Source organism: Pseudomonas syringae group sp. 247E2 (genome assembly GCF_032587795.1).
Lineage (GTDB): Bacteria > Pseudomonadota > Gammaproteobacteria > Pseudomonadales > Pseudomonadaceae > Aquipseudomonas > Aquipseudomonas amygdali.
This window is the reverse complement of sequence record NZ_JAWHPK010000020.1, coordinates 1-19276: the sequence shown is the minus strand read 5'-3', so window position 1 is coordinate 19276 and position 19276 is coordinate 1. Positions and strand designations below refer to the sequence as shown.

General features: G+C 60.4%; 16 protein-coding genes. 8 read left to right on the top strand and 8 right to left on the bottom strand.

Annotated elements, in window-relative coordinates; all coding sequences use genetic code 11:
* Window positions 1-25: 25 nt before the first annotated feature.
* Entirely contained in the window at window positions 26-1060 is a 1035-nt protein-coding gene (locus RYC18_RS18610) for a type IV pilus twitching motility protein PilT (RefSeq protein ID WP_002551728.1), read from the top strand.
* Window positions 1061-1154: 94 nt separating this feature from the next.
* On the opposite strand, the gene RYC18_RS18605 is transcribed toward RYC18_RS18610, so the two are convergent.
* Complete coding sequence (locus RYC18_RS18605) at window positions 1155-1832, bottom strand: C40 family peptidase (RefSeq protein WP_002551729.1); 678 nt, start codon at window positions 1830-1832, stop codon at window positions 1155-1157.
* A gap of 250 nt (window positions 1833-2082) precedes the next feature.
* Here RYC18_RS18605 and RYC18_RS18600 point away from each other — a divergent pair, with 250 nt between their 5' ends.
* The gene (locus RYC18_RS18600) at window positions 2083-2487 is read left to right on the top strand and encodes an NINE protein (RefSeq protein WP_004666455.1); all 405 of its coding nucleotides are present in this window, start codon (window positions 2083-2085) and stop codon (window positions 2485-2487) included.
* 193 nt (window positions 2488-2680) lie between these two features.
* On the opposite strand, the gene RYC18_RS18595 is transcribed toward RYC18_RS18600, so the two are convergent.
* The 7 genes from RYC18_RS18595 to gshB all read right to left on the bottom strand — a co-directional run bounded on the left by RYC18_RS18595 (window position 2681) and on the right by gshB (window position 8684).
* Entirely contained in the window at window positions 2681-3952 is a 1272-nt protein-coding gene (locus tag RYC18_RS18595) for a dihydroorotase (protein ID WP_316886585.1), read from the bottom strand.
* Window positions 3949-4953, bottom strand: coding sequence for an aspartate carbamoyltransferase catalytic subunit (locus RYC18_RS18590; RefSeq protein WP_004666454.1), 1005 nt, complete (start codon window positions 4951-4953; stop codon window positions 3949-3951). Before RYC18_RS18590 ends, RYC18_RS18595 begins: the two co-directional genes overlap by 4 nt.
* Before the next feature lie 12 nt (window positions 4954-4965).
* Complete coding sequence (gene pyrR / locus RYC18_RS18585; protein ID WP_002551733.1) at window positions 4966-5478, bottom strand: bifunctional pyr operon transcriptional regulator/uracil phosphoribosyltransferase PyrR; 513 nt, start codon at window positions 5476-5478, stop codon at window positions 4966-4968.
* A 99-nt stretch (window positions 5479-5577) separates the two neighbouring features.
* Window positions 5578-6018 carry a Holliday junction resolvase RuvX gene (ruvX, locus tag RYC18_RS18580; RefSeq protein WP_002551734.1) on the bottom strand — a complete coding sequence of 147 codons (441 nt, stop codon included), beginning with the start codon at window positions 6016-6018 and terminating at the stop codon, window positions 5578-5580.
* Window positions 6018-6590, bottom strand: coding sequence for a YqgE/AlgH family protein (locus RYC18_RS18575; RefSeq protein ID WP_002551735.1), 573 nt, complete (start codon window positions 6588-6590; stop codon window positions 6018-6020). The genes ruvX and RYC18_RS18575 overlap by 1 nt, the downstream gene beginning before the upstream one ends.
* Window positions 6591-6665: 75 nt before the next feature.
* Entirely contained in the window at window positions 6666-7568 is a 903-nt protein-coding gene (locus RYC18_RS18570; protein ID WP_016982509.1) for an energy transducer TonB, read from the bottom strand.
* 156 nt (window positions 7569-7724) lie between these two features.
* Entirely contained in the window at window positions 7725-8684 is a 960-nt protein-coding gene (gshB, locus tag RYC18_RS18565) for a glutathione synthase (protein WP_005743059.1), read from the bottom strand.
* 244 nt (window positions 8685-8928) lie between these two features.
* Between gshB and pilG the strand changes: the two genes are divergently transcribed.
* Genes pilG through RYC18_RS18535 form a run of 6 tightly spaced genes read left to right on the top strand, consistent with a single transcriptional unit; the run spans window position 8929 to window position 18867 of the window.
* The gene (gene pilG, locus RYC18_RS18560) at window positions 8929-9339 is read left to right on the top strand and encodes a twitching motility response regulator PilG (RefSeq protein WP_002551738.1); all 411 of its coding nucleotides are present in this window, start codon (window positions 8929-8931) and stop codon (window positions 9337-9339) included.
* A 46-nt stretch (window positions 9340-9385) separates the two neighbouring features.
* On the top strand, window positions 9386-9751 hold the full coding sequence (gene pilH, locus RYC18_RS18555) for a twitching motility response regulator PilH (protein WP_002551739.1): 366 nt from the start codon (window positions 9386-9388) through the stop codon (window positions 9749-9751).
* 14 nt (window positions 9752-9765) lie between these two features.
* Window positions 9766-10305: a chemotaxis protein CheW gene (locus RYC18_RS18550; RefSeq protein WP_002551740.1), complete on the top strand. Its 540-nt coding sequence runs from the start codon at window positions 9766-9768 to the stop codon at window positions 10303-10305.
* Between the two features lie 48 nt (window positions 10306-10353).
* The gene (locus tag RYC18_RS18545) at window positions 10354-12396 is read left to right on the top strand and encodes a methyl-accepting chemotaxis protein (protein ID WP_002551741.1); all 2043 of its coding nucleotides are present in this window, start codon (window positions 10354-10356) and stop codon (window positions 12394-12396) included.
* Window positions 12397-12443: 47 nt separating this feature from the next.
* Complete coding sequence (locus RYC18_RS18540) at window positions 12444-18404, top strand: Hpt domain-containing protein (RefSeq protein ID WP_316886584.1); 5961 nt, start codon at window positions 12444-12446, stop codon at window positions 18402-18404.
* A complete protein-coding gene (locus tag RYC18_RS18535; protein WP_002551743.1) occupies window positions 18397-18867 on the top strand; it encodes a chemotaxis protein CheW in 471 nt (156 codons plus the stop codon). Before RYC18_RS18540 ends, RYC18_RS18535 begins: the two co-directional genes overlap by 8 nt.
* Window positions 18868-19276: the final 409 nt, after the last annotated feature.

Genomic DNA, 19276 nt, shown 5'->3' with positions numbered 1-19276 from the left:
GCATTCTATGTGATTGAGGAGCTGTATGGATATTACCGAGCTGCTGGCCTTCAGTGCCAAACAGGGCGCGTCGGACTTGCACCTCTCTGCAGGTCTGCCACCGATGATCCGCGTCGACGGCGATGTGCGGCGTATCAACCTGCCCCCGCTGGACGCCAAAGAGGTCAAGGCGCTGATCTACGACATCATGAACGACAAGCAACGGCAGGACTTCGAAGAACGGCTGGAAACCGACTTTTCTTTCGAAGTGCCGGGCGTGGCGCGGTTTCGGGTCAACGCTTTCAACCAGAATCGCGGCGCAGGCGCGGTGTTTCGTACCATTCCCTCGAAAATCCTGAGCATGGAAGACTTGGGGATGGGCAGTGTGTTTCGGAAGATTACCGACGTGGCACGCGGCCTGATTCTGGTCACCGGGCCGACCGGCTCAGGCAAGTCGACGACGCTGGCGGCGATGATTGACTACCTCAATTGCAACAAGCATCACCACATCCTGACCATCGAGGACCCGATCGAATTCGTTCACGAGTCGAAGAAGTGCCTGGTCAACCAGCGCGAGGTGCACCGCGACACACTGGGCTTCTCGGAGGCGCTGCGCTCGGCGTTGCGTGAAGACCCGGACGTGATTTTGGTCGGTGAGATGCGTGACCTGGAGACCATTCGCCTGGCGCTCACCGCCGCTGAAACCGGCCACTTGGTATTCGGCACGCTGCACACCACGTCAGCAGCCAAGACCATCGACCGGATCGTCGATGTGTTTCCGGCGCAGGAAAAATCGATGATTCGCTCGATGCTCTCCGAGTCATTGCACGCCGTGGTTTCGCAGGCGCTGCTCAAGAAGGTCGGCGGCGGACGCGTGGCAGCGCATGAAATCATGATGGGCACCCCGGCCATCCGTAACCTGATTCGCGAGGACAAGGTGGCGCAGATGTATTCGTCTATCCAGACCGGCGGTTCGCTGGGTATGCAGACGCTGGACATGTGCCTGGCCGATCTGGTGAAGAAGGGGCTGATCACCCGCGAAAGCGCGCGCGAACGTGCCAAGGTGCCGGATAACTTCTGATCGCAGGGAGGCTGCAGGAACGAAAAAGGGGTCTTGAACGCGTTCAAGACCCCTTTTTCAGATGCAGCTTGCGGACTGCGGATTCACGCCAGTATCAGCGCTGAACCACACGCATCTGGCCGGGCTGTTTTGGCAGAACGCGCTTGGCGATCTTGTAGTGACTGTTCCAATACGGTTTGTTCAGCGTATCGACAGTTACCGCCTTGCCACGGCGCGGCGCATGAACGAACTTGTTGTCGCCCAGGTAAATGGCGACGTGGTTGATGTTGCGGCTCTTGATATTGAAGAACAGCAGGTCACCGGGTTTCAGATCCTTGCGATCCACCGTCTGACCATGACCCTGGGCCATGGCATTGGAGGTGCGTGGCAGGTCGACCTCACGGACATCCGTGTAGGCATATTTGACCAGCCCGCTGCAGTCCAGTCCCTTGCCGGGCGTGGTGCCGCCCCAGCGGTAAGGCGTACCGACAGCCTGCAAGGCGCGTTTCACGACGGCATTGCCCTGCTTGGCAGGTACAGCAGCCGACGCCTGCAAGGTGGCCTTGCTGGCGTTCTTGCGTGAAACCGGCTTGGAGGCGCGGGCATTTTTGGGGTGAACGGATACTGGTGTGGCTTCCTGAGGTGCATTGCGAGTCGCGAGTGCCGGTGAAGAGTGACTTTTGGCGGTGTAGCCCGTGAAGCTCGCAGGAAGTTGTTGCTCACGATTGGTGGCGTGGGCGGCCAGTGGCATAAAAAGGCAAATGGTTAGCCATGTCTTGAAAAAAGGACGCATTCGGCAGGGCTCGTAGTGGTCAGCGCGCAACTTTATAACAGCTTTTTCGGAAAATCTGACCCCATTTGTCGAGCGCATCACACTGGTATCATTGCGTTTTATGCGACAGACTCTTTCTTTTTTCTTGCTAATCCCTTTAACGACAAGGGCTTGGCGGCATAAAACCGCCTCGTGTGCCATACGTCGGAAGAGGGAAACCAAGTCACAAATTTGTTATGTATTTTTTTCTATCAGCGCAAAGAGGGTAAAAATGAACGCCTATCGTTCGGACACGCACAGCAAGGTCATGGGCTACCTGATGTGGATTTTCGGGTTCCTGGGGGCGCATCGCTTTTACTACGGCAAGCCGGTGACCGGGACCCTCTGGTTCTTCACGTTCGGTCTGTTTGGTATCGGCTGGCTGATTGACCTGTTTCTGATCCCTTCGATGGACCGCGAAGCCGACCTGCGCTTTACCTCGGGTTCCACCGATTACAGCCTGGCGTGGATCCTGCTGACCTTCCTGGGCCTGTTTGGTGTACACCGCATGTATCAGGGCAAGTGGATCACCGGCATTATCTACCTGTGCACGGGCGGGTTGTTTCTCTTGGGGATTCTGTATGACTTCTGGACCCTGAATGACCAGATCTCGATGAAGAACGCCCAGCGCGGGTGAGGCTTGCTCAGCGGCGGACGCAGAGCGTCAGGGCTTCTGCCCGCAGGGCGTGGGAGCGAACTTGTTCGCGAAGGGGGCTTTATGATCGCCGAGAATACATCGACTGACACACTGTCTTCGCGGACAAGCGAAGCGTCGCCCGGTCCGCTCCTACAGAGGTCTCGCTATCCTTCGTTGGTCTGAGCGTAGTGCCTCAACGGCTGTAGCTGATCCGTCCATCCACCAGCGTATAGCGTACCGAGCCGGGCAGGCAGTGGCCGATGAAGGGGCAGTTCTCGCCTTTTGACAGCCAGGTCTCGCCCGCAACCGTCGAGGCGGCAGGGTCTAACAGCACGATATCCGCTGGCGCTCCTGCGCTGAGCTTGCCGGCTGGCAGGCGCAAGGCGGCGGCAGGGCCGCTGCTCAGGCGGGCGATCAGGGTCGGCAGGTCGAGCAGGCCGTCATCCACCAGCGTCATGGCCAGCGGCAGCAGCAGCTCAACGCTGCTGATTCCCGGTTCCGTGGCACCGAATGGCGCCAGCTTGGCGTCACGCTCATGTGGCTGGTGATGGCTGGAAATCGCCTGTATGACACCCGACTTCACTGCCTCACGCAGGCCATCGCGATCGGCGCGGGTGCGCAGCGGTGGCTGGACGTGATAGAGGCTGGAGAAGTCGATCAGCGCCTCGTCAGTCAGAATCAACTGATACAACGCCACATCCGCTGTCACTGGCAGACCACGTGCCTGCGCCTGGGCAATCAGCGCCGCACCACGCGCACTGGTCAACTGGCTGAAGTGCGCGCGCACACCGCTTTGCTCGACCAGCAACAGGTCGCGAGCCAGCGCCACTGTCTCGGCCGTCTCGGGGATGCCCGCCAGACCCAGAAACGCCGCCGTCGCGCCATCGTGCGCCAGACCGCCTTCGGCCAGATCACGATCCTGCGAATTGAAAATCACCGTCAGGTCGAAGGTGGCCGCATATTCCAGCGCCCGGCACAGCGTACGGGTGTTGCTGAAGCTGCTCAGACCGTTGCCGAACGCCACGCAGCCAGCGTCGCGCAGGGCGATCAGCTCTGCCAGTTGTTCGCCTTCCAGGCCCTTGCTCAGTGCGCCGACAGGAAACACCTTGCTGAAACCGGCTTCACGGGCGCGGTCCAGAATCAGTTCGGCCACCGCCGAGGTGTCGAGCACCGGTTTGGTCTGCGGCGGGCAGCACAGGCTGGTCACGCCGCCTGCCACCGCCGCGCGGGTTTCGCTGGCGATGCTGCCTTTGCGGCTGTAGCCCGGCTCGCGCAGGGACACGTTGAGGTCGACCAGACCGGGTGCTGCGACCAGTCCGGCAGCATCGATGATCTGGGTGGGCTCGAAACCCTCCGGGGCGGCACCGATAGCGGTGAGCTTGCCTGCTTCAACATGCACGTCGGTAACCTGATCCATCCCGCTGACCGGGTCGATGACGCGAGCGCCGAGGATGCTGAGCTTCACTGGGCGTTCTCCTGTTCGAATTGACGTTGTGCGTTTTGCCCGCTCATGGCCATGGACAGCACTGCCATGCGGATTGCGATGCCGTAGGTCACTTGATTGAGAATCACCGAATGCGCGCCGTCGGCCACTGCCGATTCGATCTCCACGCCGCGGTTGATCGGGCCGGGGTGCATGACAATCGCATCCGGCTTCGCGGCCGCAAGGCGCGCGGTGGTCAGGCCGAACAGACGGTAGAACTCGCCTTCGCTGGGCAGCAACCCACCGGTCATGCGTTCGCGTTGCAGGCGCAGCATGATGACCACGTCCACGTCCTTCAAACCTTCGTTGAGGTCGGTGTAGACCTTCACCCCATATTGTTCGACGCCGACCGGCAGCAGGGTTTTCGGCCCTATCACGCGGATGTCCGGGCAGCCGAGCGCCTGGAGCGCGAGCATGTTGGAGCGCGCTACCCGTGAATGCAGGATGTCTCCAACGATGGCCACCGACAGGTTTTCAAAGCCGCCCTTGTGCCGACGAATCGTCAGCATGTCGAGCATGCCCTGTGTCGGGTGTGCGTGGCGGCCATCGCCGCCGTTGATGATCGCGACATCCGGGCATACGTGTTCGGCGATGAAGTGCGCAGCGCCCGAATCTGCGTGACGCACAACGAACATGTCGGCGGCCATCGCCTCAAGGTTGCGCAAGGTATCGAACAGCGTTTCGCCCTTGCTGGTGGACGAGGTCGAGACGTTCAGCGTGATCACGTCGGCCGACAGCCGCTGCGCAGCCAGTTCAAAGGTGGTGCGGGTACGGGTGGAGTTCTCGAAGAACACGTTGCACACCGTCTTGCCGCGCAACAGCGGGACTTTTTTCACCGCCCGCGCGCCAACTTCAAGGAACGAGTCAGCGGTGTCGAGAATTTCGGTAAGCAGCTCGCGGGGCAGGCCGTCCAGAGACAGAAAATGGCGCAGCTGGCCCTGGTGGTTGAGCTGCAGTGGGCGCTTGGCGTCGAGAGGCGTCATCGCAATGGACTCTTAAAGGGCGGTGGAGAGGTCTTGAAGTTCGAGCGCCAGCGGCTCGGGGCCGGACAGCTTGATGCGTTCATCGGGTGCCAGCGACAGAGTCGCGCCAACCACATTCGGGCGGATCGGCAGTTCACCGGCGTCCAGGTCCAGCAGGCAGACCAGCGTAACGCTGGCCGGGCGGCCGTAGTCGAACAGTTCATTGAGGGCGGCGCGGACGGTACGGCCACTCATCAGCACGTCGTCGATCAGCACCAGATGCTGCCCTTCTATTTCGAACGGCAGGTCCGAAGGTCGCACTTGAGGGTGCAGGCCGTTCTGGCTGAAGTCATCGCGATAGAAAGAAACGTCCAGGGTGCCGAGCGGAGCGGGGTTGTTCAGTGCCTTGAGCAGCGCCTGGGCAACCCATACACCGCCCGTGCGGATACCAATGAAACGAGGATCGCTGATGCCGCGCTTGCTCAGGTGAGCGTTCAGGTCAGTGGCCATCTGACGAATCAATTCGGCGGGATCGGGCAGGCTCATGGTTGCTCCTTCAGAGGCTCGGGCAGCGTCGGTCCGTGGCGCAATGCTCAAGCGATAACGTGGAATCCGGGTATCTCGAAGCGATAAAGGCAGAAAAAGTCACACATTCAACAGCTCGGGGTGCTCGTCCAGCCAGCCTTGCAGAAGAAGCGCAGCAGCAATGGCATCCACCGGATTATCACGGTAGCTGCCTTTCTGGCCGCCGCGAGCCATGCGCTCGCCCTTGGCTTCGAAGGTGGTCAGGCGTTCATCATGGGTGTAGACGGTTACACCAAAGCGGCCGTTGAGCTTGCGCGAAAACTTTTCCGCGCGCGCGCTCATGTCGCTGGGCGTGCCGTCCATGTTCAACGGCAGGCCGACCACGATGGCGTCAGGTTTCCATTCGTTGATCAGTGCCTGAACCTTGTCCCAGTCCGGCACGCCATTCTGCGCCTTGAGCGTACAGAGTTCACGTGCCTGACCGGTAATGGCCTGACCGACCGCAACGCCGATCTGTTTGGTGCCGTAATCAATCCCCAGCAGCAGCCGTAAAGCGGCCATCAAGCGTGTCCTGCCTGGGTCGATATGAGGTTGAGATTGATGCCCAGGCGTCTGGCTGCCGCATCCAGGCGTTGCTCGCTGTCGACATCGAACAGGATGGCCGGGTCAAACGAGCAGGTCAGCCAGGCATTATCGGCCATTTCCGCATCCAGTTGGCCTGCGTCCCACCCTGCGTAGCCGAGGGTGATCACATTTTGATCAGGCCCGTAGCCATCGGCGATGGAAAACAGCACGTCCTGTGAGGTCGACAGCGAAATCCCGCCGGGAAGATTGACTGTGGCTTGAAACGTCTGGCCACTGGGATGCAGGACAAAGCCGCGATCTGTCTGCACCGGGCCACCCGAATGTATGGCGATTTCCTGGCAGCGTTTGGGCGCAGGAAGCTCCGGTCGCAGTTGTTCGAGTACATCCGCCAGGGTCAGGCTTTGCGGGCGGTTGATCACCAGCCCCATTGCGCCATTGGCGTTGTGCTCGACAACGTAGGTCAAGGTCTGAGCAAAGTTCTCGTCGTGCATGTGCGGCATGGCGATCAGGAACTGGTGCTTTAGATAACTCGGGGAGACTTTTTTCATGAGTCCTAGTTTGGCGTTGCCTTGCGCGCCTGACAACTGACACTTGTACGTGTCGAGTGTCAGTTTGCAAAAAATTCAATTACTCGACAGCTTGTCGCCGCGTGCAAATTTCCAGGTGCGGATGATCTCCAGCCTGTCGATGTCGGCCAGATCGCCGGTGAACGGCGCAAAAGGTGCCGCCAGACGCACGATTCGTTGTGCTGCCTGATCCAGCAAAGGTTGCCCTGATGATTCAAGCACCAGCACTTCATACAACGAGCCGTCGCGATTGATTGACACAAGAAGTCGCAAATTGCCGTAGATCTGCTTGCGCCGTGCTTCCTCAGGATAGTTCAGGTTTCCGACCCGCTCGACCTTCTTGCGCCAGTCGTCCTTGTACCAGGCACCTTTGTCGCGCATGGTCGAGGCCGCATTGAGGCGGTGGATCTTCGGACGCTTGGCGTAAAGCTGCTGCTCGGTCGACAGTTCGGCTTCCAGGCTGGCAATTTCATTGCTCAGCTCCGAGCTGTCAAAGGTCGGTGCGGCCTTGGTGGTTGGCTCGGGCTTGACTTCATCGCGCTTGGCGACGGTTTTCTGCTGGCTGGGCGCAGTGGTCGCGACGGCAGTCTTTGGCGCTTCCTGCTTGACCACCGGCTTGCTGGCCGGAGGCGGGGTAACCTTGTTGACCTTGGTGTCCTGATACGGCGCCAGCTCGGTGGTCTTGAGCGTTTCGGCCTTGTCCAGCGTGCCACTGCCCTGCTGATCGTCCTGTGCCAGGAAATCCGCCTGTTTAGGCTTTTCTTCACTTTTGAACGTAGCGAGGGTGATTTCCAGGGTCTGCGAGATCTGCTCCGGCTTTACATAAGTGAAACCCACGCCAAGGATCACCGCGAGGTGGATCAGCGCCGCGATCATCATGGTGAAGCCCAGGCGATCGGCAGGACGCACACCCACATTGGCGAGTTCGAGGGGAAGGTCGTTTCTGGCCATGGATGTCATTGGCGGTTCAGCATCTCGTCAGCCTGCATGTCAAAATCCGTGTCGTGTTACAGGTGGCGCATGATAACGCAATGTACGGCGAAGCTCTGTTGCGGATCAGACGAAGGGACGCCGCGGCGCACGGTTTGATCCGTGGCCAGCGGCGTCAGTCGTTGATCAGCCCTTGCGCGCCTGCAGCTTCTTATCGATCGCATCCATTAAAAGGCCACCAATATTGGTGCCGAAAGCATTGTCGATTTCGCGGATGCAGGTCGGGCTGGTGACGTTGATTTCGGTCAGGTGCTCACCGATCACGTCGAGGCCGACGAACAACAGGCCTTTTTCGCGCAGGGTGGGGCCGATCTGCTCGGCGATCCAGCGGTCCTTGTCGCTCAGCGGACGGGCTTCGCCACGCCCGCCTGCGGCCAGGTTGCCACGTGTTTCACCTGCGGCAGGGATGCGCGCCAGGCAATACGGGACTGGTTCGCCATCGACCATCAGGATGCGCTTGTCGCCGTCCTTGATGGCGGGCAGGTAGCCCTGCGCCATGATTTGCTGTGTGCCATGAGCGGTCAGGGTTTCAAGGATCACCGACAGGTTCGGATCGCCCGCCCGATGGCGGAAGATCGACGCGCCGCCCATGCCGTCCAACGGCTTGAGGATGACGTCGCCGTGCTTTTCGGCGAATTCGCGAATGATGTCGGCGCGGCGGCTGACCAGAGTCGGCGGGGTGCATTGGGGGAACAGCGTGGCGAACAGCTTCTCGTTGCAGTCACGCAGGCTCTGCGGCTTGTTGACGACCAGCACGCCAGCGCGCTCGGCCTGCTCCAGCAGGTAGGTGGCGTAGACGAATTCCATGTCGAACGGCGGGTCCTTGCGCATCAGGATCACGTCCAGGTCGTCGAGACCTGCGTCGACTTCGGCTTCGAACTCGAACCATTTGGCCGGATCGGCAAACACCTTGAGCGGCTTCATGCGCGCGCGGGCCTGGCCGGCGTTCTGATACAGGTCTTTCTGTTCCATATAGAACAGTGACCAACCGCGTTCCTGGGCGGCAAGCAGCATGGCCAGCGAGCTGTCCTTTTTATAGGAAATGCGCTCAATGGGGTCCATGACAATCCCTAGGCGAACGCTCATGGGCAATATCCTCTGATCGGTAAGGGCCGCAACGGCCGTAAAATTGGCATCAGGGTGGCGTTCCGTTTGCTCCGGGTCAAGGGGCAGGCCCGCCACGGTGCGCTTTATGGATTGAGTCTGGAGAGTATGCTAAAAAGGCTCGGCATCCGGTTTTCGATCCTTGGGGATCAATGAAGCGATACCGTCAGGCTCCCAGTGCCTCGCAGAATGCGCAAAAATTCGCTGCGGCGATGGAAGAGCAGCTATGGAACAACACGCCTCCGCCTTGAAAGTCATGGTCATCGATGACTCGAAGACCATTCGCCGCACCGCCGAAACACTGCTTAAAAACGCAGGTTGTGAAGTCATCACTGCGATAGACGGTTTCGACGCGCTGGCCAAGATTGCCGATAACCACCCACGAATCATATTCGTAGATATCATGATGCCGCGTCTGGACGGTTATCAGACGTGTGCGCTGATCAAGAACAACCGCGCATTCAAGTCCACGCCGGTCATCATGCTGTCCTCCAAGGACGGTCTGTTCGACAAGGCCAAGGGGCGGATTGTCGGTTCCGATCAGTTTTTGACAAAGCCTTTCAGCAAGGAAGAACTGCTCAGCGCGATCAAGGCTCATGTGCCGGGCTTCGTCGCAGCAGAACAACACATATCATGACGCCCGCGCCCGATGTGGCACGCTCGTAACCTGACGGGGAACACCCATGGCTCGAATATTGATCGTCGATGACTCGCCGACTGAAATGTACAAACTCACCGGCATGCTGGAAAAGCACGGTCATGAAGTGCTCAAGGCCGAAAATGGCGCTGATGGCGTGGCTCTGGCCCGTCAGGAAAAACCCGATGCAGTGCTGATGGACATCGTCATGCCCGGGCTCAACGGCTTTCAGGCTACGCGTCAGCTGACCAAGGATGCCGACACCAACATGATCCCGGTGATCATGATCACCACCAAGGATCAGGAGACCGACAAGGTCTGGGGCAAACGCCAGGGCGCGCGGGATTACCTGACCAAACCGGTGGATGAAGAAACCCTGATGAAAACCCTGAATGCGGTGCTGGCCGGCTGATTGCCGGAATCGCCATGGCCGAGCCACGTACCGCCTTTGAACTGCTTCTTGATATGGATCGACGCTGTCGTTCGCTGGCGGCGGGCCTGCCGCTGCAGGAAGCTCATCAGCAGGATTGGGTCGGCATCGGTTTCCGGATGGGTGAGCAGCGCTTCGTGGCACCTATCGGCGAAATCGCCGAAATCCTTCACGAGCCTCATCATGCAGTGATGCCGGGCGTGAAGTTCTGGGTGGCGGGTATCGCCAATCTGCGCGGCCGATTGTTACCACTCATGGATTTATGCGGGTTTTTCGGCCACGAACTGACCCCCGCGCGCAAACAGCGCCGGGTGCTGGTTGTCGAGCACAACGATGTGTTCGCCGGTCTGCTGGTCGATGAGGTGTTCGGCATGCAACGTTTCAGTCAGTTGAGCCTCATACCCCAGACATCACAAGACATCGATCAAGGTATCGCGCCGTTCTTGCGCGGGCAGTTCATTCGCGAGCAGGCGTGGCAGATATTCAGTCCGTGGGCGCTGGTGCAGTCTGCAGACTTCATGGACCTGGCATCTTAGGCTCTGGTTTGTTTTGTTTCACAATTGATCCAGGCGGGGGCCTGATTAATGAGTAATACAGGCAGATCAAGGGAAGGCGCGCGTAGCCGGACGCAGATTATTCTGCTGTTTGTCGCGCTCATCGTTTTCATCATGTTGCTGTTCGCCAACTTCGCCTATCTCAACACTCAATCGAACTACGACAAACAGTACATCGGGCATGCTGGTGAGCTACGCGTGTTATCCCAGCGCATCGCGAAAAACGCCACCGAAGCGGCCGCCGGTAAAACCCAGGCGTTCAAGCTGCTGGCCGATGCGCGCAACGATTTCGACGTGCGCTGGGGCTACCTGAGAAAAGGCGATCCGGCCACCGGGCTGCCTGCGGCTCCTGATCTGATACGCGACGAATTGCGCACCGTTCAGCGCGACTGGGAAGGGCTGCGCAAAAGTACCGATGTGATTCTGGCCAGCGAACAGACGGTTTTGTCGCTGCATCAGGTGGCTGCGACACTGGCCGAAACCATCCCGCAATTGCAGGCCGAATACGAAAAAGTCGTGGAAAGCCTTCTGCAAAGCCGTGCGCCGGCTGCGCAGGTGGTGGTTGCGCAGCGTCAGGCGCTGCTCGCAGAACGAATCCTCGGCTCGGTCAATACCGTGCTGGCCGGTGACGAAACAGCGGTGCAGGCAGCCGATGCGTTTGGCCGCGACGCCAGCCAGTTTGGTCGTGTGCTCAACGGCATGCTGGAGGGCAACGCCACGCTGCGAATCTCCCAGGTCGAAGACCGCGATGCCCGTGCACGGTTGGCGGAAATTGCCGAGCTGTTCGAGTTTGTGTCCGGCTCGGTGGACGAGATTCTTGAAACCTCGCCCGAGCTGTATCAGGTGCGTGAGGCGTCCGGAAACATTTTCAACACCTCACAGACCCTGCTGGATGAAACCTCGGTACTCACCAACAGCCTGGAAAACATGGCCAAGCGCCGTACTGTGAATACCATCGGTGGCTATGTACTGGGCTTGCTGGCGCTGATGTCGATCATCCTTATCGGTCTGGTCATGGTCCGCGAGACCAACCGCCAGTTGCGCGAAACCGCACAGAAGAGCGAGCGTAACCAGACCGCGATCATGCGTTTGCTGGACGAGATCGAAAACCTCGCTGACGGTGATCTGACGGTGACGGCCTCGGTGACCGAAGATTTCACCGGCGCGATTGCCGATTCCATCAATTATTCCATCGACCAGTTGCGCGAGCTGGTGGTGACCATCAACCTGACGGCCGAACAGGTTGCTGCTGCCGTTACCGAAACGCAGGCCACGGCCATGCAATTGTCTGCCGCCTCCGAGCATCAGGCGCTGCAGATCAGCGCGGCTTCGACGGCAATCAACGACATGGCAGCGTCCATCGATCAGGTATCGACCAATGCATCGGAATCCTCGGCGGTGGCAGAGCGCTCCGTAGCGATTGCCAACAAGGGCAACGAGGTCGTACACAACACCATCCACGGCATGGACAACATTCGCGAACAGATTCAGGACACGTCCAAGCGTATTAAGCGCCTGGGTGAGTCTTCTCAGGAAATCGGCGATATTGTCAGTCTGATCGACGATATTGCCGATCAGACTAATATTCTGGCCCTCAACGCGGCCATTCAGGCTTCGATGGCCGGTGATGCCGGACGTGGCTTTGCCGTGGTGGCTGACGAAGTACAGCGGCTGGCCGAGCGCTCGTCGTCTGCCACCAAGCAGATCGAAACGCTGGTGCGGGCCATTCAGAACGACACCAACGAGGCGGTCATCTCCATGGAGCAGACCACCAGCGAGGTGGTACGCGGCGCACGACTGGCGCAGGACGCCGGGGTGGCGCTGGGCGAAATCGAAGGTGTTTCCCGAGTGCTGGCCGAACTGATCGAAAGTATCACCGATGCCGCTCACCAGCAGGCCGAGTCGGCCGGTCAGATTTCACAGATCATGACTGTCATTCAGCAGACCACCTCGCAGACCACCTCGGGCACCTCGGCCACGGCCGAAAGCATCGGCAATCTGGCAAAAATGGCCAGCGAAATGCGGCGCTCGGTATCGGGTTTTGCCCTGCCGTCATCGAAGAAAGCCGGATGATGTACAACCAATGAACAACCTTGATTGGGTAACAGGCGGTACTCGTCATGGCTGATCGTCACGATTACGTGGCCCTTGAATGGCTTAAGGGCGAAATCGCCGAAACGCTGCGCCAGGCCCGCAACGAGCTGGATGCCTTCATTGAAGACCCGGCCAACAGCGCGGCGATGGCCGAATGTCTGAACCTGGTGCATCAGGTTCACGGCAGCCTGCAGATGATCGAGTTTTACGGCGCGGCGTTGCTGGCCGAGGAAATCGAGCAACTGGCGCTGGCAGTCCAGCAGAACCGTGTCAGCCATCCGGTGGAGTCCGAGCAACTGCTGATTCAGGCCATGAGTCAGTTGCCGGTTTATCTGGAACGTATCCACTCTGCGCGCCGGGACCTGCCGTTGGTGGTGTTGCCGTTGCTCAATGACCTGCGCAGTGCGCGGGGCGAAAGTCTGCTCTCGGAAACCAGCCTGTTCGCCCCGCAACTGGTCGTCGTTCCTGCGCTCGATGACCAGGAACTGGCGCGGCGCAATACCCCTGAATTGCCCAACCTGCTGCGCAAGCTGCGTCAGACCTTGCAGGCGGCGCTGGCGGGCCTGATGCGCGAGCAGGGTGTTCAGACCCAGCTCGGTTACATGGCCAAGGTGTTTGCCCGGCTGGAGCAGTTATGCGAGGACGCGCCGCTCGGTCCGCTCTGGCGAATCGCCTCGGCGCTGGTCGAAACCATGCTCAACGGCAACTTCACCAACAGCCCGGCCCTGCGCAGCCTGCTGAAGGATGCCGACAAGGAACTCAAGCGGCTGGCCGAGCAGGGCGTGACCGGCATCAATCAGCCGGCCCCCGAAGAGCTGCTGAAAAGCCTGCTGTTCTACATCGCCAAGTCCGACAGCCTGGCACCGAAGATGCTCGACCTCAAAGACCAGTACGCGCTGGCCGATGCCTTGCCCGGCAACGATGTGGTCAATGAAGAACGCGCACGCATGGCCGGGCCGGACCGCGACGCCATGCGCTCGGTAATCGTAGCCCTGTGCGAAGGGCTGGTCCGGGTCAAGGAACGGCTTGACGTGTTCGTGCGCGGTGACCGCCAGCATGTCAGTGAACTCAACGCGCTGCTGCCGCCGCTGCGGCAGATCGCCGATACCCTTGCAGTGCTTGGCTTCGGCCAGCCGCGCAAGGTGATCATCGATCAGCTTTCTGTCGTTCTGGGGCTGGCGCAGGGGCAGCGCGAGCCCAGCGACGGCGCGCTGATGGATGTCGCGGGCGCCTTGCTCTACGTCGAATCGACCCTCGCGGGCATGGCCGGGAGCAACGAACAGACCAGCCGTGAAGAAAGCCGCCTGCCGACCACTGACCTGACGCAAATTCATCAACTGGTGATTCGCGAAGCCCGCACGGTGTTGCAGCAGGCCAAGGACGTGATCCTCGATTACATCGACGGTGAGTGGGACCGCCAGCGGCTCGACCCGCTTTGCGCGCTGATCGTGCAGGTTCGCGGTGCGCTGGCGATGATCCCGCTGGCCCGTGCTGCCAGCCTGCTGGCCGCCTGCAACGAATACATTCAGGAACACCTGCTGGTGGACGAAACCCGTCCCAGCTGGGTTCAGCTCGATTGCCTGGCCGATACAATTACTGGCATCGAGTATTACCTGGAGCGCATGCTCGAAGACCATGAAGCGCCGGGTGATCAGGTCCTCGACATGGCTCAGCAAAGCCTGGCGCGGTTGGGCTATACGCCCGCTGCCGACACCCTTGAAGTGCCGCTGCTGGAAGAAATCATCACCCAGGATGAGTTGCTGGAACTGGATGATCGCAAGGCGCTGGTCAGCCCTGCGCAAACCATTGCCCAGGTCCTCGCCAGCCCGGTGTCGGCAGTCAATCCGCCTGCCCGCAACGTGCCCACCAGCCTGTTGCCGCCCTCGGCAGACGAAGAGGCGGTGGACGACGAGTTGCGCGAAGTCTTTCTGGAAGAGGCAGACGAGGTGCTCGACGCATTGCGCGAGTATCTGCCGCGCTGGTTTGCCTCGCTGGGCAGCGGCGGCCATTGGGACAGCACCGCACTGACCGAAGTGCGCCGGGCGTTTCATACCCTCAAGGGCAGCGGCCGGATGGTGCGTGCGCTGATTCTCAGCGAACTGGCCTGGTCGGTGGAGAACCTGCTCAACCGGGTGCTGGAAGGCGATGTGCTGGCGGGTCTTGAAGTTCAGCAATTGATGAGCGAAGTGCTGACGCTGCTGCCGTCGGTGATTCGCGATTTCGCCGAGGATGCGCAGCGCCAGCGTAACGATGTCGACCTGCTGGCGGCCCGTGCCCATGCGCTGGCCAATGGACTTGAGCTGCCGGCACTGCCCGCAACCGGTGAATCTGTGCCGGTCGAAGCGCTTGATCCGCAATTGCTGGAAATTTTCCGTCAGGAAGCGCTCGGGCATCTGAATACCCTGGGTCGCTTCCTCGACAACGCCGAACAATCGGCATCGCCTTCAATCAGCGACGCAGTGCTGCGTGCGCTGCACACCCTCAAAGGCAGCGCGCACATGGCCGGTGTGTTGCCGATTGCCGAACTGGCCAGCCCGCTCGACCAGTTGGTGCGTGAATACAAAGCCAACCTTATCGACATCGGCGCGCCCGAACTCGCTCTGCTGCGCAGCGCAGAACCGTTGTTGCACGACGGGCTCAAGCAACTCGACACAACCCCGCTGGCAGCCATTGCGGGTGCTGCGCAGCTGATCGAAGCGGCCCTGGCGCTACTCAACGAGCGGCTCACTGTGGTGCTGCGCGAGTCGGACAGTGGCCTACGGATCAAGCGTAATCCCACGCTGCTTGCCGGCTTTCTGGCCGAAGGCATGGATATCGTGCTGGACGCGGAAAACCTGTTGCGGCGCTGGCGTCAGCACCCGGGCGAACGTCAGGAGCTGAGCGCGTTGCTCGATGAACTGACTACGCTGGGGCATGGCGCGCATCTGGCCGATCTGCCGCAGGTCGATGAGCTCTGCGAAGCCTTGCTCGACCTATACGGGGCGGTCGAGGAAAGCAGCCTGGCGGTCAGCGAACGCTTTTTCGATGCAGCAGAGAGCGCCCACGAAGCGTTGATCAATATGCTTGATCAGGTGGCTGCCGGTCAGGACGTCGAACCACGTCCCGAGTGCGTGCGAGCCTTGAACCAGTTGCTGGATCAGGCGCTGGACCCTTCGGCGACCGGTCTGGTCAAGAGCGATGGCCATCGGACCCTGAGCGTTACCGAACTCAACGCGGCCACCGAGCAATTGGCCAGTGAGGCTGAGCATGCTGAAACTGCTGGCCCTGACGACGAGATCGTCGAGATATTTCTGGAAGAAGCTGTCGATATCCTCGACAGCGCCGGTCAGGCATTACAGCGCTGGCTGGCTGATCCGGAAAACTCCGCGCCGCTGGCCTCACTGCAGCGCGACCTGCACACCCTCAAGGGCGGCGCGCGGATGGCCGAGGTGGCCGAGGTGGGCGACCTTGCCCACGAACTGGAAAACCTCTACGAAGGCTTGATCGACCGGCGCTTCAACCATTCGCCAGCGCTGGCCGAGCTGCTGCATGAGAGTCACGACCACCTGGCGATTCTGCTGGAGCAGTTGTATCGGCAGGAAGCGCTCAGTGACCCCTCGGCCTTGATCGAAGCGCTGGGCCGCTGCCGCACGCTCGAGAGCTCAGGGTCTGATGTGCAGGCACCGCCAGCGGCCAGCGAAGATCCTCCTGAACATGACACCGAGCTGCGTGAAGTCTTCCTTGAGGAGGGTTTCGACATTATCGAAAGCTCGGGCGCGGCACTGGCCCGCTGGCAGGCTGATCCGCACAACCTGCTGGAAGTCGAAAACCTGTTGCGTGACCTGCACACCCTCAAGGGCGGCGCGCGGATGGTCGAAATCGCCCCGATAGGCGATCTGGCCCACGAGCTGGAAACGCTTTATGAAGGGCTTTCTGCCGGCAACCTGCAGCCTGCGCCATTGACGATCAGCCTGTTGCAGAGCGGTCACGATGTACTGGCCGATATGCTCGACGCAGTGCGTAACGAAAAGCCGCTGCCTGATGCCTCGCTGCTGATTGAAAGCATCCGCAGACTGGCCAGCGATCAACCGGTGGGCGAGCCGGTGGTTGCGCAAGCCTTTGAAGTCGCTTCTGAGTCCGTGGTGGCCGTCGCGCCTGCTGCTGACGGCGAGGTCGAGCGCAGTGGGCCGGAAATGGTCAAGGTGCCCGCCGAGCAACTGGAAGACCTGGTCAACCTGGCCGGTGAAACGTCTATTTTCCGTGGGCGGATCGAACAGCAGATTCTGGATTCGCAGGTCGCGCTGCTGGAAGTTGAAACCACTATCGAGCGGATGCGCGATCAATTGCGTCGCCTGGATATGGAAACCCAAGGCCGTATTCTCAGTCGCGAGCAGGTTCAGGCCGAGCGGCTGGGTTATGAGGAATTCGACCCGCTGGAAATGGACCGCCATTCGCAGTTGCAACAGTTGTCGCGTGCGCTTTTCGAGTCTGCCTCCGACCTGATGGACCTCAAGGAAACCCTCGGTGCGCGGGCCCGCGACGCTGAAACGCTGCTGTCGCAACAGGCCAGGGTCAACACCCAGTTGCAGGAAGGCCTGATGCGTACGCGCATGGTGCCGTTCGAACGCCTGGTGCCGCGTTTGCGTCGCGTGGTGCGCCAGGTTGCCTCGGAACTGCACAAGAAGGTCCATTTCGAGGTCGGCAATGCCGACGGTGAAATGGACCGAAATGTGTTGGAAAGGATGGTCGCGCCGCTGGAGCACATGCTGCGCAACGCTGTTGATCATGGCCTGGAAAGCACCGAAAAACGCATCGCTGCCGGTAAGCCGGAGCAGGGCCATATCAGCCTTGAGCTGATGTACGAAGGCGGCGATATGGTGATCGAGTTGAGCGATGACGGCTCGGGTGTCGACCTGGCGGCCGTGCGCCGCAAGGCCATCAAACGCGGCATGATCCATCCGGATGCCGATCTGTCCGACCATGAGGTTTTGCCGTTCATTCTGCAGGCGGGGTTTTCCACCAGCGAGATCATCACCCAGATTTCCGGACGTGGCGTCGGGATGGATGTGGTGCATGCCGAGGTCAAACAACTGGGCGGCTCGATGGTCATCGACTCGGTGCCTGGCAAGGGCACGCGCTTCCGTATCCGGCTGCCGATTTCGGTGTCGGTCAACCGGGCGTTGATGGTGACGTGCGGCGAAGAACAGTATGCGGTACCGCTCAATACCGTCGATGGCATCGTGCGTGTCATGGCCAATGAGCTGGACGGCTATTACCAGACCACCCCGCCGCGCTATCAATATGGCGGACGCAGTTACGAGCTGCGCTATCTGGGCGAATTGCTGGGCAGCAGCCCGCCCAGACTGGCCGGGCAATTGCAGCCGCTGCCTGTATTGCTGGTGCATTTGCAGGATCAGTGGGTGGCGGTGCAGGTCGATGCGCTGGCAGGTTCACGCGAAATTGTGGTCAAGAGCCTTGGTACGCAGTTCTCAAGGGTGCAGGGCATTTCCGGTGCGACTATTCTGGGTGATGGGCGTGTGGTCCTGATTCTCGACTTGATGGCGCAGATTCGTACCTTGCAGGGCTTGCCTTTCAGAGGGTTGGCGCCTGTCTACCACGAAGCCGAGCACGCCAGGCCGTTGCTGGTGATGGTGGTGGACGATTCGGTGACGGTACGCAAAGTCACCAGCCGATTGCTTGAGCGCCACGGCATGCATGTGCTGACCGCCAAGGACGGGATTGACGCCATGACCCTGTTGCAGGAGCACACGCCTGACATCATGCTGCTGGATATCGAAATGCCGCGCATGGACGGCTTTGAAGTAGCCAGCCAGATCCGCCAGGACGAACAGCTCAAGGAACTGCCCATCATCATGATCACTTCCCGCTCGGGCCAGAAGCACCGGGATCGGGCCATGGCGGTGGGCGTCAACGAGTACCTGAGCAAGCCTTATCAGGAAACCGTGTTGCTGGAGAGTATTGCTTACTGGAGTCAGGTGCATGTCTGAAGGTACGTTCCAGACCAGTCGCCTGACCAGCCTGACCGGCCTGCTGCTGCCGTTGAGTGACCGGCATTTGCTGCTGCCCAACGTCGCGGTCGCCGAGTTGATCGACTACCAGGACTGCAGCGCAGAGCCGGGCGCTCCCGAGTGGTATCTGGGACCGATCAGCTGGCGCGAGCTGACCTTGCCGTTGCTCAGTTTCGAAGCCGCCTGCGGAGGCCGCACCCGCGTGGGTGGCCGGGCCCGGATTGTAGTGCTCAATGCACTGGGCGGGCGTAACGACGTCAGGTTCATCGCGTTGCTCACCCAAGGCATTCCGCGCTCGTGCAAAGTCGACAGCCAGTTGAGCTACGTCGACGTCCCACTGGCCGAACTGGAGCTGGCTGCCGTACAGATCGGCGAAACCGTCGCGCGCATCCCCGACCTGGAAGGGCTGGAGCAGTGGCTGGTGGATGCAGGGCTGTCATAGGTAAAGAGGACGCAGAGCGTCGAGAGCGGCATGCGACGCGGAGCGTCGCACGATAGTCATAGTTGAGGTGATCGTTCCGCACGCTCCAGCGTGGGAATGCCGGCGTGACGCTCCGCGTCACAAATCTGCGCCGCGCCGCACAGTCGGGATCGGACGCAGAGCGTCCAGAACGGCATGCGACGCGGAGTGCCGCACGATAGTTACAGGATTATCGTTCCGCACGCTCCAGCGTGGGAATGCCGGGTGTGATGCTCCGCGTCACAAATCTGCGCCGCACCGCACAGTCAGGATCGGACGCAGAGCGTCCAGAACTGCATGCGACGCGGACCGCCGCACGATAGTTACAGGATTATCGTTCCGCACGCTCCAGCGTGGGAATGCCGTGCGTGACGCTCCGCATCACAGATCT

Coding starts and splice junctions, on each gene's coding strand:
- RYC18_RS18610 (WP_002551728.1), top strand. CDS start 26: ATGGATATTACCGAGCTGCTGGCCTTCAGTGCCAAACAGGGCGCGTCG.
- RYC18_RS18605 (WP_002551729.1), bottom strand. CDS start 1,832: ATGCGTCCTTTTTTCAAGACATGGCTAACCATTTGCCTTTTTATGCCA.
- RYC18_RS18600 (WP_004666455.1), top strand. CDS start 2,083: ATGAACGCCTATCGTTCGGACACGCACAGCAAGGTCATGGGCTACCTG.
- RYC18_RS18590 (WP_004666454.1), bottom strand. CDS start 4,953: ATGACGCCTCTCGACGCCAAGCGCCCACTGCAGCTCAACCACCAGGGC.
- pyrR (WP_002551733.1), bottom strand. CDS start 5,478: ATGAGCCTGCCCGATCCCGCCGAATTGATTCGTCAGATGGCCACTGAC.
- ruvX (WP_002551734.1), bottom strand. CDS start 6,018: ATGGCCGCTTTACGGCTGCTGCTGGGGATTGATTACGGCACCAAACAG.
- RYC18_RS18575 (WP_002551735.1), bottom strand. CDS start 6,590: ATGAAAAAAGTCTCCCCGAGTTATCTAAAGCACCAGTTCCTGATCGCC.
- RYC18_RS18570 (WP_016982509.1), bottom strand. CDS start 7,568: ATGACATCCATGGCCAGAAACGACCTTCCCCTCGAACTCGCCAATGTG.
- gshB (WP_005743059.1), bottom strand. CDS start 8,684: ATGAGCGTTCGCCTAGGGATTGTCATGGACCCCATTGAGCGCATTTCC.
- pilG (WP_002551738.1), top strand. CDS start 8,929: ATGGAACAACACGCCTCCGCCTTGAAAGTCATGGTCATCGATGACTCG.
- pilH (WP_002551739.1), top strand. CDS start 9,386: ATGGCTCGAATATTGATCGTCGATGACTCGCCGACTGAAATGTACAAA.
- RYC18_RS18550 (WP_002551740.1), top strand. CDS start 9,766: ATGGCCGAGCCACGTACCGCCTTTGAACTGCTTCTTGATATGGATCGA.
- RYC18_RS18545 (WP_002551741.1), top strand. CDS start 10,354: ATGAGTAATACAGGCAGATCAAGGGAAGGCGCGCGTAGCCGGACGCAG.
- RYC18_RS18540 (WP_316886584.1), top strand. CDS start 12,444: ATGGCTGATCGTCACGATTACGTGGCCCTTGAATGGCTTAAGGGCGAA.
- RYC18_RS18535 (WP_002551743.1), top strand. CDS start 18,397: ATGTCTGAAGGTACGTTCCAGACCAGTCGCCTGACCAGCCTGACCGGC.